Origin of the sequence: Bacillus sp. B19-2, from assembly GCF_022832475.1 — a bacterium.
Classification (GTDB): Bacteria; Bacillota; Bacilli; order Bacillales; family Bacillaceae; genus Bacillus; species Bacillus paralicheniformis.
Genome location: NZ_JALHKQ010000001.1, coordinates 679,572 through 704,682, shown reverse-complemented (window position 1 = coordinate 704,682; position 25,111 = coordinate 679,572). Strand labels below are relative to the sequence as shown.

Genomic DNA, 25,111 nt, shown 5'->3' with positions numbered 1-25,111 from the left:
ACATACTAGGATGCCGTTTGCTTGTTTGTTTCATACATTATATCATAAGGCGATCTGAAGTAGAGAGGCCGTTTACCGTTTTTCTCCGATAATTTCGACCTCAGTGTGCATGTCGATATCGTATTTTTCTTTAATCGTTTTTTGAATGAATGCAATCAAATCCAGGACGTCTTTCGCTGTTGCGCCGCCTGCATTGACAATGAAATTGCCGTGCATCTCTGAAACCTTTGCCCCGCCGATCTGATAGCCTTTCAAACCAGCCTCTTCAACTAGCCGGCCCGCATGTTCAGGCAGCGGGTTTCTGAAGATGCTGCCTGCGCAAGGGTTGGACACAGGCTGCGTTTCTTTTCGGTAGTCTTTGTTTTTCTGCATCTGTGCGACGATCTCATCGCGTTCTTTTTGCTCCAGCTGGAGAACGGCTTCAAGACATATGCCCGGCCGCTCGTTTTGCAGGATGGACGTGCGGTAGCTGAACGTCATCTCTTCATTCGTCAGCCAATCGATCGTTCCGTCTTCAAACAGGATCAATGCTTTCACCAATACCTTGCTGATATCTGAACCGTGGGCGCCGGCATTCATGTAAACCGCTCCGCCGACCGAACCCGGAATGCCCGCGGCAAATTCGAGGCCGGAAAGCCCTTTTTTGCTGATGCCTGTCGCAAGCCTTACGACAGAGTAGCCGCCGCCGACCGTTACTTGCTCGCCGTCGATTTCCATATGGTCAAGTCCTTGGCCGAGCTTGATGACAACGCCTCTTATTCCTTCATCGAGAACGAGAAGATTCGAGCCTCTGCCGATGGCCGTCCACTTGACGCCGTGCTTCTTGATCACCTTCATCGTATCTTTGACAGCTTGAATGTTTTTCGGAACCACCAGCACATCAGCCGGTCCTCCGATTTTAATCGTAGTATGGTTGCTGAGCGGCTCGTTTTCCAGAACTTTGCCGACTTCAAGTTCTTTTAATTCTTGTATCACCTTATCCATCGAAAACCTCCAAAATCCTTCTGTCTTATCATTTTGCATGATGTTTCAGTTCTTTCAGCACATTGTACAAGCGTTCGGCCGCGTCCGGCACGCCAAGCGACTTCGCGCGGCTCTTCATCTCTTGCAACGTCTTTTCGTCTTGTAAAATATGATCGATCGCCTGAATTAAGCGGTCTCCATTAAGCTCTGATTCTTTTAAAACGACAGCGGCGTTCTGCTCTCCTAGTGAGCGTGCGTTCACTTCCTGGTGGTTGGCCGTAACGTACGGACTCGGAATCAAAACGCTTGGAATGCCGAGCGCGGTGATTTCCGCTATTGTCGTTGCTCCCGCGCGCGCCACGACGACCTCGAACGCTTTTAAGTACTCGGGCATTTGATGGAGAAACGGCTGAACGACCATATTCGGAGCGGCACCTTCTTTTTCAAGCGCAGCTGTTACTTTATCATAGTGAACTTCCCCTGTGACATAAAGAACCTGGTAATCCCGCTTTTTTAATTCGTTTTGCATCTCGATAACCGCTTCATTGATCGGAGCGGCACCGCGGCTGCCTCCGAAAATAAGGACCGTTTTTTTGCCTTCTGAAAGGTCCAAAGCGGTCAGGGAACGGCCCCCTTTTATAGAGACGACTTCAGACGCCCTCGGGTTTCCTGTAAAAACAACTTTTTCTGCAGGAAAATGCGGTTTCGCTTCATCAAAACAAATGGCTACCTTATCAACATATTTGGATAAAAACTTATTGGTGAGTCCGGGAAGGCTGTTTTGTTCGTGGATAATCGTCGGAATCCCCAGTTTTGAAGCGGCGTATACCACGGGTCCGCACACGTAGCCGCCCGTGCCGATCACCGCGTCGGGCTTAAACCGTTTTAATTCTTTTTTGCATTCCTTTACACCCTTTAAAAAGCGCATGACAGTTTTGACGTTTTCAAATGACAGCTTTCTTTTAAAACCTGTAATTTCAATCGCCTTGAAAGGGATCCCTTCCCGCTCGACGATATTTTTCTCCAGGCCCTTTTCGGTTCCGATATATAAAAACTCAACATCTTCATGATGCCGTTTCACTTCTTTAATAAACGCAAGGGCGGGGTAAATATGGCCGCCCGTTCCGCCTCCGCTAACAACAATCCGCATCTGTTCTCCCCCTTATTCCTTATGTACACGCCGATAACCCTGCTATCTCGCAACAGGGTTATCGCCAAAATCTAGTATCTAGAATACCTGCTGACATTCAGCAGCACGCCGACCGCCATAAGCATCAAGGTCAGTGATGAACCGCCATAGCTTAAAAACGGAAGCGTAATGCCTGTAACAGGAATCAGGCCGGTCACGACGCCAATATTGATCATAACCTGAATCGCTATCATCGAAATGACGCCGACAGCGACAAAGCTGCCGTATAAATCGGGCGCACCGAGCGCGATCCTGATGCCTCTCCATAATAGAACGCTGAAGAGCAAAAGAATCAGCGATCCGCCGATAAAGCCGAGCTCCTCTGATAAAATCGCGAAAATAAAATCTGTCTGCGGCTCAGGCAGATAAAAAAACTTTTGCCTGCTCTGGCCGAGGCCGAGGCCGAACAGCCCGCCGGGCCCCACCGCATAAAGCGACTGAATGATTTGAAAGCCGCTCCCCAAAGGGTCCTCCCAAGGGTTCAAGTATGAGGTGATCCTTTTGATCCGGTACGGCGCCGACAGCACAAGGCCGACAAAGCCGCTCAGACCAAGAAGACCGAGAAAGACGAAGTGCGAAATTCTCGCCCCCGCGACGAAGATCATAATGATGCATGTGCCGACCATTACGGTTCCTGTTCCAAGGTCAGGCTGCAGCATGATGATCAGAAAAGCTGAAAAGACAATGCCCAGCGCCGGCACAAAGCCTTTTCTAAACGATGTAATATTCTTTTGCTTTTCAGATAAAAACTTGGCCAAAAATGCGATCATCGCGAGCTTCATAAACTCGGACGGCTGAATGCTGAAAGCGCCGACTCCGATCCAGCTCCTCGACCCGTTCCGTTCCATGCCGATCCCGGGAACAAGGACGATGATGAGCAGAAAGAAACATACTATGATCAGTATTTTCGCATAAGTCCTCCACGTCCAGTAGTCGACGTTCATGATGAAAAACATGGCGATGACCCCGATGCCGGCAAACAAAAGCTGCCGTTTCGCAAAGAAAAAGGAGTCGTCGTATTTGTAAGTCGCCCATACTGCACTGGCGCTGTATACCATAATCAGTCCAATTGTTAAAAGCAATAGCGTAATGATAACCAGCAAAAAATCCGGTGACGTTTTTTTTGTTTGCAAAGCCGAACACCCCAAGCTCTAATTCTTAGGGCTATCTTTACGAGACAAGCCCTTATTTAAGCATATGCACGGCGTTTACAAACATGTCACCACGTTCTTCAAATGTTTTATACTGATCCCAGCTTGCGCAGGCCGGGGACAGAAGAATGACATCTCCTTCGTCTGACAGGCTGAACGCCGCAGTTGCCGCTTGTTCAACATTATCGACACGTTTAACCTGTTGTATTCCCATTTCTTCGGCCAGCTTCTCAAACTTCGGCGCGGTCTCGCCGAATGTGATCACCGCTTTGACAAAAGACATATGCGGCTTTAGTTCATCGAATTCATTTCCGCGGTCAAGCCCCCCTGCCAGCAAAATGACCGGCTTTTGAAAGGCGGACAGCGCTTTTTTCGTCGCAAGAATGTTTGTCGCTTTGCTGTCATTGTAAAACAGTCTGTTTTTGATCGTCGCGACGTATTGCATCCTGTGCTTTACACCGGTAAAGCTCGTCAGCACATTACGGACGGCCTCATCGGAAACGCCTGCGGTTTTAACGATGCAAAGGGCGGCCAAAATGTTCTCCAAATTGTGCTCTCCCGGCAAAACGACGTCTTCAAGCGGCATGACCGGTTCGCCATTAAACATGATCACGCCGTCTTTCGCGCACGCTCCGCGCTCAAGAGTCCTGCGGACCGAAAAATACACCTTCTCCGCTTTTGAACACTCGGCGAGCCGGACGACTGTCTCATCGTCCAAATTAACAACGGCAACGTCTGTTTCCGATTGATTTCGATAGACCTGCTGTTTGGCAAGCTCATAATTTTGGCGCGAATGGTGATAATCGAGATGGGCATCAAATACGTTTAATAACAATCCGATTTTCGGTCTGAATTGATAAGTCCCCATGAGCTGAAAACTCGACAGCTCTGTCACGATCCATTCGTCTTCCCTGGCCTGATTGGCCATTTCGCTTGCCGCCGTGCCGATATTACCAGCAACGAGCGCTTTTTTCGAATCGGCTTTCAGCATTTCATAAACAAGCGTTGTCGTTGTCGTCTTTCCGTTTGAACCGGTAATGCCGATGAACGGAGCATCTGTCAGATGATAGGCAAGTTCAACCTCCGTCCAGACCGGGATGCCCCGCTTCAGCGCTTCTTCGACCATCACGTTTTCATAGCGGATGCCAGGATTTTTAATCAGAATGTCGATCGAATGAAGATCAAACAGTTCCGTCGGGTGAGAGCCGCAGACGACTTTCACCCCTTTTTCCGCGAGAATCCGCGCAGGTTCATTTTCCTCAAAAGGCAGCTGGTCATTCACGACAACCTTTACGCCTTTCTCATGAAGGATCGAAGCGGCAGCATATCCGCTTTTCGCCAGCCCCAGTACGAGCACATTTTGATTTTGCAATAAATCTTGAGTATCCACTTATAACCACACCTCGATGTAAATTCCTAAGACGGCTAGCAGAAGCCCCGCTGTCCAAAAAGTGACGACAACTCTCCACTCAGACCATCCGACAAGTTCGTAATGATGGTGAAGAGGGCTCATTTTGAAAATTCGTTTGCCGGTCGTTTTAAATGAAATGACCTGCAAAATGACGGACAGTGTTTCAATGACGAATACGCCGCCGATGATGACAAGCAGGATTTCCAATTTCGTTAAAATCGCAATCGTTACAATCGCGCCGCCGAGGGCAAGCGATCCTGTATCTCCCATAAAGACTTTCGCGGGGTGCGCGTTAAACACGAGAAATCCTAACACTGCTCCAACAACGGCAACCGCGAAAATGGCGACATCGTATTGCGACTGGTTCCACGCCAAAATCGCAAACGCACCGAACGCGATGGCAGCGGTACCCGACAACAGACCGTCAAGCCCGTCAGTCAGGTTGACGGCATTTGAACCGCCGACAAGCATAAAGATGACGAGCACCGGATAAATCCAGCCGAAATCAAAAGACAGCTCTGTTCCCGGAATGCGGATGTCAGTCGGCAGCCCTTGGAAGTGGTAGACGGCATAGAATACCAGAGCAATCACGATTTGGCCGATCAGTTTTTGTTTGGATGTGAGTCCAAGGTTACGCTTCATCACAACTTTAATATAATCATCCAGAAAGCCGAGCAGACCGTATCCAACCGTAACAAACAAGAGAAGGATCATGTTCATGCTGACTTCGGAAAATTTCATCGTCATGGCTATCGTCGTCGCGATAATCGACAATATGATCATGACGCCGCCCATCGTCGGCGTTCCCGATTTTTTTTGATGGGATTTCGGACCTTCCTCACGGATGCTCTGCCCGAATTTCAGCCTTCTTAAAAACGGAATGAAAATCGGAGATAAAAGAACGCTGATTAAAAAGCCCATGATAATGGTAAATAAAATTACTTGTTCGAGCATCGTTCTTCTCTCCTTTCCGCGTGGTATAAGTAGCAGCATACGCATTTATCATATTCACTGTTTTTTTTCATATGTTGATTTATTTCATCCATCATTTCAACAACTCTTTCCTGTAGTTCTTTTTCGATTATTTCAGCTCAAGAATGGCTCTTTTGGCAACCTCAGCGTCATCAAAATCAAAGGTTTGACCGCCGATCTGCTGGTAGGTTTCATGGCCTTTGCCTGCGATCAGGACGACATCGCCTTTTTTGGCGTTTGCAATGGCAAAAAAGATCGCCTGCTCGCGGTTGACGATGCTGTGATAGTATGCCCCTTTTACGCCTTCCTCCATATCGTTTAAAATGGCGAGCGGGTTTTCGCTTCTCGGGTTATCGGCTGTAAAGACCGGTTCATCGGCAAGGTCAACGGCGATCTTCGCCATTTTCGGACGCTTCGTCTTATCGCGGTCTCCTCCGCAGCCGACGACGACAAACAGCTTTCCTTCCGTTAAGCCTCTGCACGTGTTCAGGACATTTTCGAGGCTGTCAGGGGTATGGGCATAGTCGACGATCACCGGAAAGTCCTGGCCGGCGTCCACAAGTTCAAATCTTCCTCTGACGCCTTTCAGCCCTTCAATTCCTTCTGTGATCGTAGCAAACGGGATATCCGCTGCGATTGCGATCGCGGCGGCCGTTAAAACATTGTAGACGTTAAAGAGGCCGACAAGCGGAATCGTCACTTGGGCAGAACCTTTGGGTGTCACCAGGTCAAAGGTTGTCCCTTTCGGAGCCATTTTGATATTTTCAGCCTTGACATCGGCATCGTTTTGAATTCCGTATGTCAAAAGGTGTGCTGATGTCACTTGGGCGAAATAGGCTGAAGCAGGGTCATCCGCATTCAGCACGGCCCACTTCGGTTTTTCGTGGTTAAAAGAACCGCCGAGCTGAGAGAAAAGCAGACTTTTCGCATGTTTATATTCTTCCATTGTCCGGTGGTAGTCAAGGTGGTCCTGAGTCAGGTTCGTAAATGCGGCGATATCGTAATCACACCCGTGGACCCGGCCCATGTGGAGAGCGTGTGAAGACACTTCCATGACGGCTGTATCCACATCCTGATCAACCATTTTCCTAAACGTTTTTTGAAGTGTGACGCTTTCCGGCGTCGTATTTTTCGCATCGAACGTTTCGTCATGGATTTTCGTGTACATCGTGCCGATCAGTCCTGTGCGGCTCCCGGCTTTTCTAAAGATCTCCTCCACCATGTGAGAAGTCGATGTCTTGCCGTTTGTGCCTGTAATGCCGATCAGCTTCAGCTGCTTCGTCGGCTGGCCGTAAAAGGCGTCCGACAGCACGGCAAGCGCCCTCTTCGTATGACGGACGATGATCACCGGCACATCGGCGTCCACTTCCCTTTCCGCCACGATGGCGGCAGCCCCTTTTTCAGCGGCTTGCCGGGCGTAGTCATGCCCGTCGACTGTATAGCCTTTTATACAAACAAAAAGACTCCCTGTCTTGACTTCCCTGGAGTCCATCTCAATTGAAGTTATATCAGGGTCTTCTTGGCCGGCATAGGAAGGTGCATTTTTTAAATATGTAAGAAGCTTTGTTAATTTCATCGTATCAAACCTCTCAAGTCTAGTCATTCTTCATTCGTTGTCATATGTTTCTGCATTGATTCGCTGCACAGGCTTCGTGCAGGCATACAGTTCATATTTTAGCGTAAAAAAGAGGATACATCCAGCTAATCCTTTAAAATCGATATATTTTTTAGGAGGAACGGCCCCCGGTCATCAACCGGCTGCCGCTCCTTATCATGATCCGAATTAATCAGAGGCTCCGCCTTCACTGTCAAGGTAAATGCGAATGGTCGATCCTTCTTTTACTTTTTCGCCCGGTTTAGGGGACTGCTGAACGACGACATCGCCTTCTCCGGAAGCTTTCAGCCTGAGGTTGAGCAGCAATGGTTCAAGCTCTGTCACGGAAAGCCCTATAAGGTTCGGGACCTCGATCAGCTTTTTGTCCAGCCATTGATATTCACGTTCAATCTGATCTTTCCGCTTCTTAACGCCAAGCTGCGGAAGGCTGTCTCTCATGATGTTTCCGACGATCGGCGCTGCAACCGTACCCCCGAATTGAATCGTGCCTTTCGGGTTGTCGACGGCGACGTAGACGACGATGCTCGGATCATCTGAAGGAGCCGTTCCGATAAACGAGACGATGTGGTTGTTTTTTAAATATTTCCCATCCTTTACTTTTTGAGCCGTACCGGTTTTGCCGCCCACCCGGTAGCCGTCGACAAAAGCGTTCCGCCCCGTCCCCTGGGCGACAACGCTCTCCAGCGCGTAACGGATCTGTTTGGATGCTTCTTCAGAAATCACTTTTCTTTTGGCGATCGGCGTCTGTTTTTTCACTGTTTGTTTTGTTACGGGATCAATCCATTCTTTAGCAATATACGGCGTATACAGCGTTCCACCGTTGACAGCTGCAGAAACAGCTGCGACCTGCTGGATCGGTGTCACCGATACCCCCTGGCCGAAAGCGGTTGTCGCCTGCTCTACAGGACCGACGCGGTCAAGCGGGAATAAGATGCCCGTTCCTTCGCCTTGCAGATCAATTCCGGTTTTTTGTCCGAAACCGAAATTTTTAATGTAGCTGAACAGTTTTTCTTTGCCAAGCCGCTGACCAAGCTCCACAAATCCCGGGTTGCACGAATTTTGGACGACTTCAAGAAACGATTGCGCGCCGTGTCCGCCGCGCTTCCAGCATTTCAGCCTCGCGCCGTCCACTTCAACGGAACCCTTATCATAGAAGTGATCTTTTTGGAGGTTGACTTTGTTCTCTTCCAAAGCTGCGGCAAGCGTGATGATTTTAAAAGTCGAACCGGGCTCATATGTGCTCCATACAGGCAAGTTCCGATTATAGACTTTAGGATCGATTGATTGGTAGTTTGCGGGATCAAAGTCCGGCCGGCTGACCATCGCCAGTATCTCCCCGTTTTTCGGGTTCATCGCAACACCGACCATTCCGTCTGGATTATACTTCGCTTCTGCGATATCAAACTCCCGCTCCATGATCGTCTGCACCTTTGAATCGATCGTCAGCTTCATATCGAGCCCGTCTTTGGGCGGTGTATAGTCATCCGCCTCACCCGGCATCCTCTTGCCTTTCGCATCAGAATAAAATTTCACATAGCCCTTTTCACCTTTCAACTCTTTGTCATAAAAAGCTTCGAGGCCAAGCAGACCCTGGTTGTCAATGCCCGCGAATCCGAGCACATGGGACAGATAGCTGCCGAACGGATAATGGCGGATCGAATCTTCTGCAATGTATACGCCTTTCAAGTTGAGATCTCTGACTTCTTTTGCTTTCTCGTGGGAAATTTTCCGTCCCTCGGGATTGATCCTTTCAATCGACGTTTTTTTCGTGACATGTTTGTACGCTTTTTCTTCCGACATATTCAACACGCTGGCCAGCAGTTTGCTCGTTTTGATCGGATTTTCAACCTGCTTCGGAACAACCAAAACCGATGGCGCGCTTTGGTTTGTCGCCAACTTGACGCCGTTCCTGTCCAATATTTCGCCCCTTTCCGGCTCAAAAGGAAGGTTCCGGCTCCACGAATCTTTTGCTAATGTCGTCAGTTTATCCCCCAGAACGAACTGAACGTATCCGAGCCTTGTATCAATAATCAAAAAGATGATCACACCAAAAAGCAGAACGAATATTAAACGTTTTCTAACCGTTACATTGGAAACGCGCAAGAGACCGTTCACTCCTTATTTAGGCTTGTTTCATTTTATGCCTAGGAGCGTTTTGATAGAACGGCCCTTATTTTTATATGTTCAGGAGGCGGCCGCGCCCAAACGGAAGGCTATCGACTCTGAGTCGATAGCCTTTTAGACGGGATCTATTCGTTTTTCAATCTGACTTTCACGACCGAGTTGGCTTTTAATTCTTTGCCTGCTTTTACATTTTGGCTTTTCACATAACCCTGGCCGCTCGTTTCGATATGAATGCCGGCCATGGCGCCGAAGCGGAGGGCGTCACGCTTTGACCAGCCCGTCATATCAGGCAGTGTGATTTTCCCGTCGGCCTTCAGGAAGACCCGCTGATTCGGCAGGACGGCTTCTCCTGCTTTCGGGTACTGTTCTTTCACAGCCAAGCCATCGCCGATCGTAACCGGAACAAGGCTGCTGTTTTGCGCCTCTTTTTCGGCGGATTCAGCTCGTTTGCCGGTGAAATCAGGCATTTCCAGCTGTTTTTCTTCCTGCTTTTCTTCTTTTTTGGTCTCTTTCGGTGTGATATTTAAATAGTGAAGACTGTTTTTCATCACCGGATTGAAAATTTTTGATACCGGAGCAGAGCCTGTTTCCGTAGCCTTTAATTGCGGCTGCTGTACGGCTACATAAACGAGAAGCTGCGGATCGTCCTTCGGCGCCATGCCCATGAAGGAGAACACGTAGTTTTCGCGGCCGGTCAAATATCTGCCGTCTTCTCCGGAAATTTGCGCCGTACCGGTTTTTCCGGCGACATCAAATCCTTCGATCTTGTACGGCTTCCCCGTCCCTTTATCAGATGTGACGACTTTTCCTAACAGGTCGCGCACTTCTTTTGCCGTTTTGGCAGAGATCGGCTGGCCGACTTTTTCCGGTTTATTTTGATAAATCGTTTTGTTTTTGTCAGAATCAACGACATGATCGATGACATAAGGCTTCATCATTTTTCCGTTATTCGCGATCGCCGTCGCGGCCTGAAGCTGCTGGATCGGTGTGACCGCTGAGCTTTGACCAAAGGCAGTTGTTACTTTATCACGCAAATATTCAAAATTGATTTTGCTGTTCGCTTCCCCGGGCAGGTCAATGCCCGTTTTTTCGTAAAAATGGAACTTCCGCAAATATTGATTGAAGCGGTCTGTGCCGAGTTTATCGTTGGCAAGGATCGCAAACGCGACGTTTGAGGAGCGTTCAACACCTTCATTAAATGTGATCGGGCCCCAGCCGTTGCCGCCATTATGATCTTTAATCGGCTTATCTTTTTTAGAAACCGAATAAGATCCAGACTTGTATTTCTCTCCTCCATTATATACGCCTTCTTGGATGGCCGCCGCCAATGTGAAGATCTTCATCGTCGAGCCCGGCTCAAAGCTGTAGGAGACTAGGTCGTTGTAATAGTTCGTGACATCGCGCACGTTCGGGTTGAAGCTCGGCCTTTGCCCCATCGCGAGCACTTTGCCCGTTTTCGGATCAACAACCGCTGCCATAATCTTCTTCGGCTTGTATTCTTTTTGGACGGTCGTCATGCTGTCTTCCAAAAACGCCTGGATTTTTTGATCGATCGTCAAATACACGTTGTCTCCGTTGTTTGGCGCTTTAATACTTTCATTGCTGTTCGGCAGGCGCCAGCCCGTTCTGTCGGTATCGTACGTCATGTATCCGTCCGTTTCTTTCAAATAATCGTTCAGCGTTTTTTCAAGGCCCATCATGCCTTGCATTTCACCTGTTTTTGCATTGATCTGCGAATAGCCGATGAGGTTGGAAGCGAAGATTCCGTTTGGATAGTAGCGCTTCGTATCGCGGGTGAACACGATGCCAGGAAGCTTCAACTTTTCGATTTTTTCTTTTTGGGCGTATGTCAAATCCCGCCCTGCCGATCCGAATTCAACCTGAAACGCTCCTTTTTTATTGAGAATATCGAGCACTTTCCCCTCATCCATGCCGAGAATCGGCGCAAGCTTCTCAGCCGTCAGCTGCTTATCTTTCACGTATTGAGGTTCCATCTTTTCGCTCATAATCGCGACGAGCTTATATGTTGAAGTGTCTTCGGCAAGCACTTTTCCGTTCCGGTCAAGGATCGATCCCCGGTGGGCTTCGATCGTCCGCTTTTTCTCATACTGTTCGTTCGCCTTCTGTGCAAGCACTTCGCCGTTCACTTTCCCCGTCGCTTGAATAAACGCAAATCGTCCTACGATAACAAAGAAAAAGAGGGCAAAACAAATACTGAGTATTGCCGCTCCTCTGTTCATGAATTTATTTTTTTTCGGCATTGTGCATCATTCCTGTATGTCTTTCACTTTTTTATCACCTAATTTAAGGCCTTTTTTCCGGGCGATGTCCATGATACGGTCCGGCTCTTTCAGCATATCGGCTTCTTTTTCGAGGTCATCAACTCTGCTGCTTTCCGTTTCAACCTTCTTTTCGAGCTTTTGAATTTCAATATTGGTCTGATACGCGGCGAAAGCCTTTGAAATCATAAATAGTGAAGCGCTGAGTACAGCCAGGGCAAAAAGCACAATCAGTACCTTTTCCCCAAGCGTGATCGATGCTCTTCTCCGGATGATAACGGATTGTTCTGCACTGTTTGTCTGTCGTTGCTGTTTTTCTACTTTATAAGCCAAATTGCTCATAGACTGATGACCTCCTTTTAATTCGTACAGCTCACTCTCGTGCTTTTTCCGCGATGCGCAGCTTCGCTGAGCGCGCACGGTTATTGTGTTCAAGCTCCTCTTCGGAAGCTGTGATCGGCTTTCTGTTGACTAATTTTAATTTCGGTTCAAACTCCTTGGGGATCACGGGCAGTCCGTGAGGCAGTTCAGGAGGCGATGACATCTCTTTAAATGTCGATTTGCAGATCCGGTCTTCCAGCGAGTGGAATGTGATGACCGATACCCTTCCGCCCGGCTTCAGCACCTCAATCGCCTGCAAAAGCGCTTCTTCAAACACTCTCAATTCATCGTTTACCGCAATTCGAATCGCCTGGAAGATCCGTTTGGCCGGATGCCCGCCGCTTCTTCTTGCCGGTGCGGGAATCGCCTCTTTGATGATATCGACAAGCTGGCCTGTTGTTTCAATAGACGATTGTTCTCTTGCTTTTTCGATTTTCCTGGCGATTTGCTTGCTGAACTTCTCTTCTCCGTATTTAAAGAAGATTTTCACGAGATCCTCATAAGGCCATTCATTGACGACTTCCTTTGCCGAAAGGCCCGCCGACTGGTCCATTCGCATATCAAGAGGTGCATCATGATGATAGCTGAAGCCCCTTTCAGGTGTATCCAGCTGAGGAGATGAGACGCCTAAATCAAATAAAACACCGTCCACTTTCGTGATGCCGATTTCGTTTAGACGGTCTTTTAAATACCGAAAATTGCTTTTTATGAAAACGACTTGTCCTTCATAATCCGCCAGTTTTTCCTTCGCATGGCGGAGTGCGGTTTCATCCTGGTCAAAAGCGACCAGCTTTCCTTTTTCAGACAGCTGCGAAAGCAAATATTCGCTGTGACCGGCACCGCCTAATGTACAGTCTACATATGTACCGTCTTCTTTTACATTTAAACCGTCAACTGTTTCTTTTAATAATACTGTTGTATGCTCAAACATTTCTTTACTAGTCCCACCTTTATTCAAATGAACTGATTGCAGAAGCGCCGCATGCGCAAAGATTCATTATATATCAAATCCGATCATGTTTTCAGCTATTTCGGCAAATGAATCTTCCTGCTCTTCTACGTATTGTTCCCAAATCTCTTTGCTCCACAATTCAATTCGATTTGAAACTCCGATGACCACGCATTCCTTCTCAAGCTTTGCATAATTTAAAAGCGGCGATGCAATGTTGATCCGGCCCTGCTTGTCCAATTCGCATTCGGTGGCTCCGGAGAAAAAAAAGCGGGTAAAAGCGCGTGCATCTTTCTTCGTAAGAGGAAGAGCCTTCAGTTTTTCTTCGATGAGTTTCCATTCGGACATCGGGTAGCCAAACAGGCACTGATCAAGCCCGCGCGTCAAAACAAACTGCTCGCCGAGGCCTTCTCTGAATTTCGCCGGAACGATCATGCGGCCTTTTGAATCAATCGTATGCTGGTATTCACCCATAAACATGATCTCGGCCCCCACTTTCGTTCCTCAACTCACCACTATCCACCACTTCTCTCCACAAATTTATTTTACACTGTTTTAGAACAAAAAAAAACCCTGAACTACTCAGGGTTTTTTAAAAAATTATTTCAAAGTTTGACAACTTGATGCATGTTTTGAAATGAATATGGCAAATCCTTGTATTTTTCCAAGAAATTCGGACCGTATTTGTTCAAATAATACATGATGTTCCAAATTCTCTCCTGCGGAGCGTCTAATGGCTTGATGCTCGTTTGAATTTTGTCAAAATCACGCAGAATGTAGTTTTCTCTTTCTCCAATCCTTTTGATGACCGTTTTCTCCAGAAACTCGAGCTGATCTTGAATGAAGCCCGCGTTCTTTTCTAAAAGGGGGCCGAGGCTCCCGTCGATTTCGAGGGCTTCCGCGCGCACCGCGGAATGGATGTTTTCGATTTTTTCTTTCGCCTGTTTGACCGAATCGGTAAAACCGCTCGGAACCTTATCTTCAAAATACTGTTCTTTTTTGGCGCGCGCTCCCTTTTCAATCGATTCGCGGAGTTCGATCCCCCGTTCGCCCAGCTTTTTTTCGATGTGCCGTTCAAGGAATGTAACCTGAAGCCTCGGTACGACAGGCGGCATTTTATAGCCCATAACCTGAAAAGCGCCTTTCAGCTCGCCCCAATAATTGATCTCTCCGGGACCGGCGATGAACGCCAATGTCGGAAGAAGGTATTCCTGCATGAGCGGCCTTGTTACGACATTATTACTGAACGCCTCCGGCTTTTGGCAGATCAAATCGCAAAGCTCTGCTTCAGACCACTGAAGATGAAGCTCTTTTATAAAAAACGCGCCGTTTTCTTTTTCGATTAAAAAGCGCTCGCCGTCATGCTCATAAAAAAGGTTCGCATGCTGTGCGGCTCCTTCGATAATCGGTGTGTAGCCCAGTTGTTGCATGAATTCCTGCTGCCGTTTGACAGAATCGGTCAGCTCGTCGTTTCTGTTCAGCAGCTGCCGGAAAAAACGCGCTTCAAGGGCTCTGATGCCCGGGTCGCCGGAATTCAGAAGGATCAGGCCGTCTTGTGCAAACATGCCGGCAACAAGGTATTCGAAAAAATCGGTGAAGGAAAGAGACTGCCTTAAACATCGGCGCAAATGGCCGAGAAGATCATTCGTATACTCCGTTTCTTCAAATGAGGCAAAAATCCCGTCCAGCCACTTTTCAGCTTTTTCGGCATCGAGCGCCGTTTTTGACGCCTGGCTTTTTTTCCAGTGGGACTGCGGGAGCTTGTGCTTTTTCACCTTGCCGCCGTCAGAAATGTGGACGTGATTGATTTCTTCCAGATCGTGGTCTTCCCCCGCAACCCAGAATACCGGAATGACCGGAACGTTCAGCTCTTGTTCTTTTTGCTTTGCAAATACAAGGATCGATACGATTTTATGTATAGTGTAAAGAGGCCCCGTTAAAAGGCCGGCCTGCTGCCCTCCGACAACGACGACGCTTTTCGGATCGCGAAGCCGTTCGATTGTTTCATTCATGCTTGCCGATTGAAATTTGCTGTGATAGTCGAGCAAATAGTCTGCTAAAGCATCGCGGTCATACGTCCGGGAGGAAAGGTCATCCAAACGGACACTCCAACTTTCATTGCTCAGGCCGTAATCAAAAAACGGCTCTATCTCCTTTTTTCCATTTATATAGTCTCGAACAAAAGGGTTTTGACTTTGTATGGAAAGTTCAGTAAGCTGCATCTTTAGAACTTCCTTTCTCCAGTAAATAGTTAGCTTTCCGAAACGAGTATAGCACGTTCCGTGATTCGGTCAAAAGATTTAGCTCCATTCGTTTTCAAGCGCCTTGATGCTGCGATATAAAAAGGTAAGGTGAGGAGCAGACTCCCCTGACTCTTTTGCCCGCTTCAGCAGATAGCCCATGATCGCATCGGCTTCCGTTTTTCTTCCGGCCAGCACATCGGCAAGCATCGAAGACGTGTTGCTTTTTGTCCGGCGGCAGACGGAAAGAACATGGTCCCACGCTGCTTGGCGGTCTTCAAGTTCCAAAATCCGGCTCGCTTCTTCAAAGACGAGCTTCATATAGTCCGCATACATCGGCTCTTCAAGCAGTGCGCCGTTTTCCACCCGCAAAAGAGCCGTCAGCGGATTGATGCACGCATTGACAATCAATTTTCCGGCGAGGGTCTTATACCAGTCTTCGCACCAAATAAAAGGGAACGCTTCATGAACCGAAGCGAGCTCTTTTTTCAGACGGGCGGCGGAGGGGCTTCGGAATGCGCTCCATTTTACGGCCCCTTTTCCCGTGTGCCGGAATGTGCGGTCATCCACCCTGACTGCTCCGTGCTCCACAGATCCCGTATAAATGCGGTGGCCTGTCTGCCATTTTTCAAGCACGGGAATATGGGCCATTCCATTTTGCAGGAACATGATATCAAGAGGAGCTGCCTGTTCCAGTTCCGGCAGAACACCTCCGAGCTGGTGCTCCTTTACGGCAACAAAAAGAAGGTCGCAGTCCGGATCAAGTTCAGTCCTGCCTCTGACGTTCGCGATCATCTCTTGTTCGTCTTCAAGAAGGCGGATTCCCTTTTCTTCAATCGCTTCAGCCTGTTCTTTTCTCCGCGCGATCACCGTCACTTCATGGCCGAATGAAAAATAGTATGCAAAAAGGAGGCCGACCGAGCCTCCTCCAATGACTCCGATTCTCACATTCTCACACCCTGATTTTTTTCATATACTGTATATCATAGCAGAAATTTTCGCCGTTGACTTGTAAGTTGTTTCAAATATTCAGAACCATTTCGCTTCATTATATTAGAAAATTTTTATCATTTGGATTTTTTGAAAAAAGCGTTTACAATAGAAGTAGACCACAAACAAGGGGGTAACATAATGGTCAAAGTCGAACGTTTGCTGATCAACTACAAAACGCTTGAAGAATTTAAAAAGTTCAGGGAGTACGGCATTCAAGAGCTTTCCATGCTGGAGGACCTTGAGAGCAACATGATTGAAAACGACAGCAATTCACCTTTTTACGGCATCTATTACGGGGATCGGCTCGTCGCAAGAATGAGCCTGTATAAAGCGGATGGAAAAACCAACCAATACTTTGAAGAAGGCCAAGATTACCTCGAGCTCTGGAAGCTTGAAGTTTTGCCGGGGTATCAGCGCAACGGCTACGGTACGATGCTGGTGGAGTTCGCCAAATCATTCGGACTCCCGATTCGCACAAGCCCGCGCGTCAAATCATCCGATTTTTGGAGCAAGATGGGCTTTACACCGGTTAAATACGATATGGCCCGGGATAAAGGGGAAAATCCGCTCGTTTGGCATCCTGCGAGCGAACCAAATCAAAGTTCTGAATCAGCATAAATGAAAAAAGCCGGCCGAAAGCAAATGGCCGGTTTTCATTTTTCAAGCGTCTCGAGATTTTCATTCGACTCCGGCTGGCGCTTCACCTTTTTGTTTCGTTCGCCTTCCTGAAGCACGACCATTTTCCGGGCTCTCTCCATGATTTCAATCAAGGCTTTATAGTCCTCTTCCGTCAATTCAAGCCGTTTTTTCAGCGATTGATTTTCGCTTCGCAGCTTTTCAACTTCTTGTTTCAGCTCATTGATTTCTTCAGCGAGCTTTTTCTGCTCATCTATAAAGTCTTTTTGAACCGGGGCTTCTTTCAGCTTTTCAAGGTATTGAATGACATCATCGAGCGTCAGATTTTCCGTATTGCTCCCGGAAACCGTTTTGACAGATCCAGGAAGGTTTGCGGAATGGATGCCGATTTTTTTGCGCAGCTCTTTGCGCTGCTTTTTTGCCAGTTCAATGCCTGATTGGTATTGCTTTCTGACAAAGGAATTCCAGCGGAATCCGCAGGCAGCGGCCGTTCTGCTTAAAGCCTTGCCCACTTCTTCAAAGGCCGAAAGCTGTGTGCCGCCTTCCCGAATGTGCCTTAAAACAACCTCAGCCAGCAATATATCTTCATCCTGTGTCCATGCATCCTGTCTTGTAATCGTCAAATGTTATCCCCCTCCATGACTTTATGAATTTACCTCATACATATGCGGCTGATAGAGTAGATAGACTATTTTCTTTACAGGAAATAAAAGGATGAAGGGAATAAAAAAACACAAGACCTGAAGTCTTGTGTTTTCATTGTTGACGATTAGTTGCTTTTTACGTCTTTTCCTTTGTATGATCCACATGCTTTGCAGACGCGGTGTGAAAGTTTCATCTCACCGCAGTTTGGGCATTCTACCATACCAGGCACTTGCAATTTAAAGTGTGTACGACGAAGTCTTTTTTTCGTTTTAGAAGTTCTTCTAAAAGGTACAGCCATTATTCCCACCTCCTTAAAGAGCGTTAAGATTCATCATCTTGTTTTAAGAGCTTCTCGAGTCCGGCAAGTCTCGGATCGATCCGGTCTTTCCGGTCATCTTCTGTAATGACCTGCCAATCCTTGCCCTCCTGCGGAGCACCTTCTTCTTTTTGAACAGACTCACAAAAGATTTGCATAGGGATCTCAAGAAGGATTTCTTCTTTCACGACCGGAGTCAAGTCGATAAGGTCATCCTCAACAACATGGACGTCTTCATCTTCCAATTCCTCGGTCTTATGAAATATAAACAGTTCTTTTGTAGAAATACTGAATGGATAACGAACATCAACAAGCGTTCTTGAGCAAGGCAAGATCATCTCGCCTGAAATGGTAAAATCAAATGCAGCCTGCTTTGAGCGGATTTCCGCGCGCCCTTTCACCCGCACCGGTGAAATGCTGCGTATTTCCGAGCTTTGAGAGAGTTCGCTTAAATCAACGGTTTCATCAAATTCAAAGTCTTTCTTCGGCATTTGATTCAACTGATGTATCGTCCATTTCATTGTATCACCTCTAAGTGAGCAACAAACATGATTATAGCTTTCATCATGTTTTTTGTCAATATTTTTTCTTTACAGATATGCGCCTGCGCTTTTCATTCGTTGACATTGTGAACAACAATTCATACACTTAGAAAAAATGCTGTTTTCGCTAGGCGTCTGGACATTCCATGTGTAAATGTATCATAACTATTTCAAGAGATGCAAGAGAGGTGAAAAAATGAAAGCGGTCGGCCTTGTTGTGGAATACAACCCTTTTCATAACGGACATTTATATCATATAAAGGAAGCAAAATCGGAAACCCGGAGCGAGGTGGCGGTTGCCGTTATGAGCGGCTCCTTTTTGCAGCGCGGCGAACCGGCCATCGTCTCAAAGTGGGCGCGAACGAAGATGGCGCTCGCATCATTTGCCGATGTCGTCGTTGAACTTCCTTACATATTCGCTGTCCAAAAAGCGGAAACGTTTGCTGAAGGCGCCGTCTCGATTTTAAATGAATTAGGGTGTGCTTCTTTGTTTTTCGGAAGCGAGCACGGCGATATTGAGGCGTTTCTCAATACAGCCGCACATACGATAGAGCATGAAGACGAGCTCAACGAAGAAGCAAAAAAACAAATAGCTTTTGGGCTGAGCTACCCGCAAGCGATGGCAAATGCGTTCCGGGCTGTAACCGGAGACGGCAGAAACATTGTTGACCTTTCAAAGCCGAACAACATACTCGGATTCCATTATGTGAAAGCCATCGTGCAAAAGCAATTGAGCATGAAGCCTGAAACCGTCAAGCGCCGATCCTCGGGCTATCACGATTCGGCCTTCCCGGAAGCGGACCGAATCGCAAGCGCCACAAGCATACGCAAATCGATCTTTGAAACGGGAAGCCTCGCGAACAGCCGCTTCTACCTTCCGAAGCCATCGATCGACGAGCTTAATGAATACGCCCGGATTTTCGGCATGTGGCACTCGCCGGAAGATTATTTCCCCTTTTTGAAATACAGCCTCCATACAATGGATACAGAAGAGCTGAAAGGGATTTATGAAGTGGAAGAAGGACTTGAGCACCGCGCCAAAAAAGCGATCCGAAAAGCAGGCTCATTTAAGGAATACATGGAGCTTTTGAAAACGAAGCGCTATACGTGGACAAGGCTGCAGCGCATGAACACCCACATCCTCACAAAAACGAAGAAAGCCGACGTCAAGCGCATGTTAAACGAACCGCATCCGGCATACATCAGACTTCTCGGCATGACAAAAAAAGGGCAGGCCTATTTAGCCGAAAAGAAAAAAAGCTTGAGCGTACCCCTTATTACAAAGACGGGATCTTTTTCCCACCCTTCCCTTCAGCTCGACATAAAAGCGGGCCAAGTATACAGCGCCCCGCTCAAAGAGCCGGAGCGGACGATGCTGACGGAGCAGGAATATTCCCTTTCGCCGATCAGGTATGACGAAGACAGCCGGATATTTTTGCGCAAATAAAACCGCCTGATGTTGTCCATCAGGCGGTTTTTACTTTATCTTCTAAATAATGAATCGCATCATCCATCGTGTCGACAGGGACGATTTTCATATCGGTTTTAATATCTTTTGCCGTTTTGACCGCTTCTTCGTAGTTTGATCCTTTTTTTCCGCCTTCGTTCGGAGCAAAAAAGATGTCGGCTCCCGCCTTGTCTGCGGCAACGACTTTCTGGCTGATGCCGCCGATCGGACCGACTTTGCCTTCGTCATCAATCGTTCCGGTTCCAGCAATATGGTGTCCTTTCGTCTCGTCTTCTTTTGTCAGCTGGTTATAGATCTCCATTGACATCATCAGCCCTGCCGAAGGACCGCCGATGTTTTCAATGTCCATATCGACCTCCGGCTTCACCTTGACATTGCGGTCTGTGATGAGGGATACGCCAAGCCCGGCTCTCTTCGGATCTTCTTTAAATGTTTTCAGCTTCATCTCATATGTTTTTTCTTCTTTATCCCGTTCAACTACAATTTTCACGCGGTCTCCGGCTTTTTTTGATTCGATGTAGCGGACGAAGCTCTCCGCTGAGCGGAACGTTTTTCCGTCCGCTTTTTTAATTTTGTCTCCGACTTGTATTTTTCCTTCTGCAGGCATGCCGCTGACGACCGTCATGGCATATACGCCGTTAAACGTGTAGCTGACTTCTTTTCCGGCCCGCTTATAAGCGGCGATCATCGCATTTTCCTGGGAATCTCTCATCATTTGCAGCTGGCGCTTCATATATTCCTGATCAGATTCGCCTTCTTGTTTGAAATTTTCTTCCGGAAGAATTTCGTGGTAAGGGCGCATTTTTGCCCACATGTATGTAAGCGGATTTGCAGGGCCGACTTTAACTGTCATTAAAGAAAAGCTCCCTTTTTCAGGATAGCCGTTATCGACTTTAATTAAAGGTTTCAGCTCAGTCGCTTCGCCGGGTTCTGTGATGTAATAAGGCAGCTTCACAAATGACAGCGCGGCCGTGATGATAACGATCAGTAATGCGATGCGTATAATTCTTTTTTTCAGCATGAATATGTAACCCTCCATCTTTATTTTCACCGGCTCACATCTTCGGTCCGGTTCCAAATTTTCAGCCTGCATGAATTCACAGATGTATGAAATACCTTCTATTGATGCTTATCAAGGAGAAGGGCTTCTGCGAGTTTAAAGCAGCTTCCGGTTCATTTGTATCACCGATCTGCAATCTGGTGGTCTAAAATGAGGACCAGCCTTCGTATAATGATAAAGAAGTTTCACGGAGAAGGCTTCCGCACAAATCGGGCAAGCTTTTCGTTTATTTTATCATGATCCTGTTTCCAATGTGTATTCACAGCCGCAAAGGGGGTTAGAAATGGACATGTCAAAGGTAAAGACACTCATGATTGCCGTTTTGCTGCTTTCGTTTACAGCCGCTGTCATCACCCATCCGCAAGAATCATTTAACGCATCTAAAAGTGGACTTGCCATGTGGTGGGAGGTCGTTTTCCCTTCCCTTTTGCCTTTTTTTATTTTATCAGAGCTCTTGATCGGGTTTGGTGTCGTCAAGTTTGTCGGGCTGCTGCTCGAACCTTTTATGAGACCGGTGTTCCGCGTCCCCGGCGTCGGAGGGTTCGTGCTCGCGATGGGAATGGCGTCAGGAAACCCGGCCGGGGCAAAACTGACTTCAAGGCTGAGACAGGAGCGGCAGATTTCCCGGGTCGAAGCAGAGCGGCTCGCTTCGTTCACCAACTCATCTAACCCGCTGTTTATTTTCGGAGCCGTTGCGGTCGGCTTTTTCCATAATCCTTCTCTCGGCGTCGTACTTGCAGCAGCCCATTATTTGGGCAATTTCGCAGTCGGATTGACGATGCGTACTTACGGACGAAAAGAAGAAAAACGCACCGCTGTGCGAAAGAAGCTTCCTTTGCCTTCCATTAAAGATGCCTTAAAAGCGCTCCATCAGGCAAGACTTGAAGAAAAGCGGCCGCTCGGCAAACTTTTGAGCGATGCTGTCATCTCTTCCGTCCAAACGCTGTTAATGGTGGGCGGCTTCATCATTCTTTTTTCGGTTTTTAATAACATTCTTTCTGTGATGCACATCACCGACATTCTTTCGCACGCCACACGAATGGTTTTGACTGCTCTTCAATTGCCCGGTGATTTTGATAAACCGTTATTATCGGGATTGTTTGAGATTACGCTCGGCAGCAAACTGGTCAGCGCCACGGATGCGGCGCTTCTCCAGCAAGCGGTGATCGTCAGCTTTATTTTGGGTTTCAGCGGCTTCTGCGTTCAGGCGCAGGTTGCAGGCATTCTTGCTGAAACCGATATTCGCTTTAAGCCGTTTTTTATCGCCCGCATCCTCCAGGGAATTTATGCAGCGATCTTTGTTCTTATTCTTTGGAAGCCTCTTTATACATCGTTTTATTCCCCGACGGAGCCGGCCTTCTCCTTTCTGACGGCCGGGAAAACGGAATCTTTCTTTCTGCAGATGTGGAACGCGTTGGCAGAGATCGGTCCGCTCCTTACGATCGGCACCCTTCTCATCTACAGCATTCTTTATGCCAAATCTTACGCCCCTGCTAAAAAATGAGCAGCCGGTTACGGCCGCTCATTTTTTGCAAACTTTTTTTCAAGTGCAGCCTCGACCGCTTCCGGCACGAGTTCTGCGACTGAACCTTTATATTTTGCCACTTCTTTGACAATGCTTGAACTGAGGAATGAGTATTGGTTATTCGTCATCATAAAAAACGTTTCAATATTTTCATCGAGCACTTTGTTCATCGAGGTTCCCTGCATCTCGTATTCAAAGTCAGATACCGCTCTAAGCCCCCGCAGGATGACGTTCGCCTGCTTGCTCTTTGCATAATCAATCAATAGCCCCCGGAAAGATTCCACTTGCACATTCGGGATATCCTTCGTCACTTCTCGAAGCAGCCCGCAGCGTTCTTCCACCGTAAACAGCGGCTTTTTCGAAGAATTGTTCAAGACGCATACATACACTTTGTCAAACACTTTCGCCCCGCGCCTGATGATATCCAAATGTCCAAAAGTCACCGGATCAAAACTTCCGGGACAAACGGCAATGCTAGCCATCCCCATTCCCTCTCTTTCTGTATATGGTCACGCCTGTTAAGCCGTATATTTCCTGACGGGCAAGCTGAAGTCCGCCCGCCTCGGCCGGAAGCATAACTTCCTTCCCATGCTCAGCTAAAATAAACCCTCTGTCAGTCAGCATATCCGATTCATCAATCTTCGATAAAAGCGCTTCCAGCTTTTGTTCTCGATATGGCGGGTCCAAAAAGACGGCGTCAAAGCTTGCGCCCCTTTTCACCAGCGCATGGAGAGCCCGTTCAGCGTCATTCCTGTACACCTCGGCGCGTTTTTCCAAGCCCAGGGTTTTCAAATTCCCTTTTACGGTTTGAATCGCTTTAAAATCACGGTCGACAAAAATGAAGCGGTCAAACCCCCGCGACAGCGCTTCAATGCCCAATCCGCCGCTTCCCGCGTACAGATCAAGACCCGTGCCGCCTTCAAAATACGGGCCGACCATATTAAAGATGGATTCCTTTACTTTATCAGTCGTCGGCCTTGTCGACGTGCCGGGAACCGCTTTTATGGCACGTCCCTTATACGTCCCAGAAATCACTCTCATACTTCCACCACTTTTTCTTAAAACTCGAAAAAAATCATTCCTATCTTATCATAAAGTGTTTTCTGGCACAAACACCCAAAGTACAAATTCATATGTATAGCAAAAAGGCACAGTGGTGATAATAATAGCAACAGCATCGATTGATGTTGTTGCCAACCGCGGAGAAGACTTACGTTTCCCCATAAGTTCTTCCTCCGGTTTCTCCTCTCCCTTTGCCTTCTCCTTAATTTTTAAGGAATAGAAGGACCCCGCAGAGGTATTTCTGCGGGGATTTTTTTAAAATAAACCAAGTTAGAGCCCGGCTTTATAGTCGTATTCTTTCGCTTTATCCTGCTTGGATTCAAACTCCATTTTCAAGAACGGTTTGTATGAAAGATCCACCTGTTTGACAAAAGAGTACGAACGTATTTTAGCGATGATTCTTTCGGCATCTTCCATATTGCAATAAACCACTACATATTTCAGCCGCTTTGAAACGTAATGAACATTTCCGAATTTCCTGAGCATTTTCGCCTGCTTCAAGGAGTGCAGCCAAACGATTAAGCCTTGACGCCTGATTTCCAAATTGTTCACCTGCCTGTCGCTCTGTGCATGAAGTTCTAAAAAAAAACGAGACTCGGGGCGACCGAGCCTCATCAGGAAACTTTACAGCCGCAGCTTCCGCCTGACCCGCAGCCGCCGCCGCAAGATGAAAGATTATCAAAATAAGGGTTTCCAGTCGGTACTTTGATATGTTTTGATACAGCCTGACCGATTTCCACGCTGACTTCATCAAGGATGGATTGCAGCTCGGTTTCCGCCTTTTTAAATTCGGCTACTGCATCGTGAAGGTCAAGCTCCCGTTTGATTTCCCTCATTTTCTTGGATATCTCTTTATAATCAGGATGATACTTGCCAAAGCGCTGCACATCCTCGTACTGTTCTTTTATTTTCGTAAACGAAGCGATAATACGTCCGGCCTCTTCATCTTCGCGGAGACGCTCGTAGCATTTTCTGTAATGTTCAGCCGCCTCTGATTGAAGAATCATGTTGGCCAAATCATATGCTTCATTTTGAAGCCGCAACGATTCCATTGTGGCAAACATAGACATGCACCTCCAGCTATAGTGTATCACAAAACAGCCGTTTTCAAAAATGTCTGTGCCGCCTCCGAACTATTATTTTCCAAAAACTTCGCTTGCACAAGCTGCATCGCGCCAATCCGAAACGCCCTTGGGCTTCGGTTTATGGGTGGCGCAGCCGGCCAGCAAGAGGCACAGCGTGATCACAAGCCAGCACTTTTTCATCACAGATCAACTCCTTTACACCTAGCTTTGCCAGAATGACGCGATTTATCATCATAAAAAAGACTCAGGCTTTAAATTAATCCTGAGTGCGCATCGCATGAAACATTTGAAGCATCATCTGGGCCATCTGAATGCCGCCCGATAGCTGGTTGACCCTGTGAGGAATCGTTTTTTCATAAAAGTTCATCATATCGAGATGAAAGGCTGACAGGTCATTCGGATTCCGCGAAAGCTTGCGGTACCAGACCGGCTGCTCACGGATGAACCGGCGGCGCTCTTCATCAGCGAACACATACTCCTGCACTTCTTTACGCATGTCTGACTC

The 25,111-nt window shown here is 47.5% G+C and carries 27 protein-coding genes; 3 read left to right on the top strand and 24 right to left on the bottom strand.

The window, feature by feature from the left end; genetic code table 11:
- Nucleotides 1-72: 72 nt before the first annotated feature.
- The 13 genes from murB to MST20_RS03630 form a co-directional block, all read right to left on the bottom strand.
- Nucleotides 73-984, bottom strand: coding sequence for a UDP-N-acetylmuramate dehydrogenase (gene murB, locus MST20_RS03690; protein WP_243940187.1), 912 nt, complete (start codon nt 982-984; stop codon nt 73-75).
- Nucleotides 985-1,012: 28 nt separating this feature from the next.
- Nucleotides 1,013-2,113, bottom strand: coding sequence for an undecaprenyldiphospho-muramoylpentapeptide beta-N-acetylglucosaminyltransferase (gene murG, locus MST20_RS03685; RefSeq protein ID WP_243940185.1), 1,101 nt, complete (start codon nt 2,111-2,113; stop codon nt 1,013-1,015).
- 71 nt (nt 2,114-2,184) lie between these two features.
- The gene (spoVE, locus tag MST20_RS03680) at nt 2,185-3,285 is read right to left on the bottom strand and encodes a stage V sporulation protein E (RefSeq protein ID WP_075752954.1); all 1,101 of its coding nucleotides are present in this window, start codon (nt 3,283-3,285) and stop codon (nt 2,185-2,187) included.
- A 52-nt stretch (nt 3,286-3,337) separates the two neighbouring features.
- Complete coding sequence (gene murD, locus MST20_RS03675) at nt 3,338-4,693, bottom strand: UDP-N-acetylmuramoyl-L-alanine--D-glutamate ligase (RefSeq protein ID WP_243940184.1); 1,356 nt, start codon at nt 4,691-4,693, stop codon at nt 3,338-3,340.
- Nucleotides 4,694-5,668 (bottom strand): phospho-N-acetylmuramoyl-pentapeptide-transferase, encoded by a 975-nt coding sequence (mraY, locus tag MST20_RS03670; RefSeq protein WP_154997809.1) that lies wholly within the window; start codon nt 5,666-5,668, stop codon nt 4,694-4,696.
- A 127-nt stretch (nt 5,669-5,795) separates the two neighbouring features.
- Nucleotides 5,796-7,262: a UDP-N-acetylmuramoyl-L-alanyl-D-glutamate--2,6-diaminopimelate ligase gene (locus MST20_RS03665; protein WP_243940182.1), complete on the bottom strand. Its 1,467-nt coding sequence runs from the start codon at nt 7,260-7,262 to the stop codon at nt 5,796-5,798.
- A gap of 207 nt (nt 7,263-7,469) precedes the next feature.
- Complete coding sequence (locus MST20_RS03660) at nt 7,470-9,404, bottom strand: stage V sporulation protein D (RefSeq protein WP_243940180.1); 1,935 nt, start codon at nt 9,402-9,404, stop codon at nt 7,470-7,472.
- A 146-nt stretch (nt 9,405-9,550) separates the two neighbouring features.
- Nucleotides 9,551-11,686: a penicillin-binding protein gene (locus MST20_RS03655; RefSeq protein WP_243940178.1), complete on the bottom strand. Its 2,136-nt coding sequence runs from the start codon at nt 11,684-11,686 to the stop codon at nt 9,551-9,553.
- Between the two features lie 6 nt (nt 11,687-11,692).
- Nucleotides 11,693-12,046 carry a cell division protein FtsL gene (gene ftsL, locus MST20_RS03650; protein WP_043927563.1) on the bottom strand — a complete coding sequence of 118 codons (354 nt, stop codon included), beginning with the start codon at nt 12,044-12,046 and terminating at the stop codon, nt 11,693-11,695.
- A 31-nt stretch (nt 12,047-12,077) separates the two neighbouring features.
- Nucleotides 12,078-13,016, bottom strand: a complete 939-nt coding sequence (rsmH, locus tag MST20_RS03645) for a 16S rRNA (cytosine(1402)-N(4))-methyltransferase RsmH (RefSeq protein ID WP_243940176.1) — start codon at nt 13,014-13,016, stop codon at nt 12,078-12,080.
- Nucleotides 13,017-13,082: 66 nt separating this feature from the next.
- Entirely contained in the window at nt 13,083-13,514 is a 432-nt protein-coding gene (mraZ, locus tag MST20_RS03640) for a division/cell wall cluster transcriptional repressor MraZ (protein ID WP_009328555.1), read from the bottom strand.
- 125 nt (nt 13,515-13,639) lie between these two features.
- Complete coding sequence (bshC, locus tag MST20_RS03635) at nt 13,640-15,256, bottom strand: bacillithiol biosynthesis cysteine-adding enzyme BshC (RefSeq protein WP_243940174.1); 1,617 nt, start codon at nt 15,254-15,256, stop codon at nt 13,640-13,642.
- Nucleotides 15,257-15,334: 78 nt separating this feature from the next.
- Nucleotides 15,335-16,222, bottom strand: coding sequence for a 2-dehydropantoate 2-reductase (locus tag MST20_RS03630; protein ID WP_243940172.1), 888 nt, complete (start codon nt 16,220-16,222; stop codon nt 15,335-15,337).
- A 183-nt stretch (nt 16,223-16,405) separates the two neighbouring features.
- Here MST20_RS03630 and MST20_RS03625 point away from each other — a divergent pair, with 183 nt between their 5' ends.
- Entirely contained in the window at nt 16,406-16,885 is a 480-nt protein-coding gene (locus MST20_RS03625; protein ID WP_020451291.1) for an N-acetyltransferase, read from the top strand.
- Nucleotides 16,886-16,920: 35 nt separating this feature from the next.
- On the opposite strand, the gene gerR is transcribed toward MST20_RS03625, so the two are convergent.
- The 3 genes from gerR to MST20_RS03610 all read right to left on the bottom strand — a co-directional run bounded on the left by gerR (nt 16,921) and on the right by MST20_RS03610 (nt 18,385).
- Entirely contained in the window at nt 16,921-17,526 is a 606-nt protein-coding gene (gerR, locus tag MST20_RS03620; protein WP_243940170.1) for a sporulation-specific transcriptional regulator GerR, read from the bottom strand.
- Between the two features lie 146 nt (nt 17,527-17,672).
- Nucleotides 17,673-17,846, bottom strand: a complete 174-nt coding sequence (gene rpmF, locus MST20_RS03615) for a 50S ribosomal protein L32 (RefSeq protein WP_003181522.1) — start codon at nt 17,844-17,846, stop codon at nt 17,673-17,675.
- Between the two features lie 23 nt (nt 17,847-17,869).
- A complete protein-coding gene (locus MST20_RS03610; RefSeq protein ID WP_075752976.1) occupies nt 17,870-18,385 on the bottom strand; it encodes a YceD family protein in 516 nt (171 codons plus the stop codon).
- A gap of 217 nt (nt 18,386-18,602) precedes the next feature.
- On the opposite strand from MST20_RS03610, the gene MST20_RS03605 reads away from it, so the two are divergent.
- Nucleotides 18,603-19,853 (top strand): nucleotidyltransferase, encoded by a 1,251-nt coding sequence (locus tag MST20_RS03605; RefSeq protein WP_243940168.1) that lies wholly within the window; start codon nt 18,603-18,605, stop codon nt 19,851-19,853.
- A gap of 19 nt (nt 19,854-19,872) precedes the next feature.
- Here MST20_RS03605 and MST20_RS03600 read toward each other — a convergent pair whose 3' ends face one another.
- Entirely contained in the window at nt 19,873-20,895 is a 1,023-nt protein-coding gene (locus MST20_RS03600; protein ID WP_243940166.1) for a SepM family pheromone-processing serine protease, read from the bottom strand.
- A gap of 322 nt (nt 20,896-21,217) precedes the next feature.
- Between MST20_RS03600 and ylbJ the strand changes: the two genes are divergently transcribed.
- Nucleotides 21,218-22,438 (top strand): sporulation integral membrane protein YlbJ, encoded by a 1,221-nt coding sequence (ylbJ, locus tag MST20_RS03595; RefSeq protein WP_243940164.1) that lies wholly within the window; start codon nt 21,218-21,220, stop codon nt 22,436-22,438.
- An 8-nt stretch (nt 22,439-22,446) separates the two neighbouring features.
- Here ylbJ and coaD read toward each other — a convergent pair whose 3' ends face one another.
- The 7 genes from coaD to MST20_RS03570 all read right to left on the bottom strand — a co-directional run bounded on the left by coaD (nt 22,447) and on the right by MST20_RS03570 (nt 25,102).
- Nucleotides 22,447-22,941, bottom strand: a complete 495-nt coding sequence (gene coaD, locus MST20_RS03590; protein ID WP_165426920.1) for a pantetheine-phosphate adenylyltransferase — start codon at nt 22,939-22,941, stop codon at nt 22,447-22,449.
- Nucleotides 22,934-23,500: a 16S rRNA (guanine(966)-N(2))-methyltransferase RsmD gene (rsmD, locus tag MST20_RS03585; protein WP_243940162.1), complete on the bottom strand. Its 567-nt coding sequence runs from the start codon at nt 23,498-23,500 to the stop codon at nt 22,934-22,936. The genes coaD and rsmD overlap by 8 nt, the downstream gene beginning before the upstream one ends.
- Before the next feature lie 48 nt (nt 23,501-23,548).
- The gene (locus tag MST20_RS21145) at nt 23,549-23,683 is read right to left on the bottom strand and encodes a hypothetical protein (RefSeq protein ID WP_265627120.1); all 135 of its coding nucleotides are present in this window, start codon (nt 23,681-23,683) and stop codon (nt 23,549-23,551) included.
- A 108-nt stretch (nt 23,684-23,791) separates the two neighbouring features.
- Nucleotides 23,792-24,064, bottom strand: coding sequence for a YlbG family protein (locus MST20_RS03580; protein WP_009328559.1), 273 nt, complete (start codon nt 24,062-24,064; stop codon nt 23,792-23,794).
- A 71-nt stretch (nt 24,065-24,135) separates the two neighbouring features.
- Nucleotides 24,136-24,585 (bottom strand): regulatory iron-sulfur-containing complex subunit RicF, encoded by a 450-nt coding sequence (ricF, locus tag MST20_RS03575; RefSeq protein WP_243940159.1) that lies wholly within the window; start codon nt 24,583-24,585, stop codon nt 24,136-24,138.
- A gap of 72 nt (nt 24,586-24,657) precedes the next feature.
- Entirely contained in the window at nt 24,658-24,786 is a 129-nt protein-coding gene (locus MST20_RS21140; RefSeq protein ID WP_265627121.1) for a hypothetical protein, read from the bottom strand.
- A gap of 76 nt (nt 24,787-24,862) precedes the next feature.
- The gene (locus MST20_RS03570; protein WP_020451282.1) at nt 24,863-25,102 is read right to left on the bottom strand and encodes a YlbE-like family protein; all 240 of its coding nucleotides are present in this window, start codon (nt 25,100-25,102) and stop codon (nt 24,863-24,865) included.
- Nucleotides 25,103-25,111: the final 9 nt, after the last annotated feature.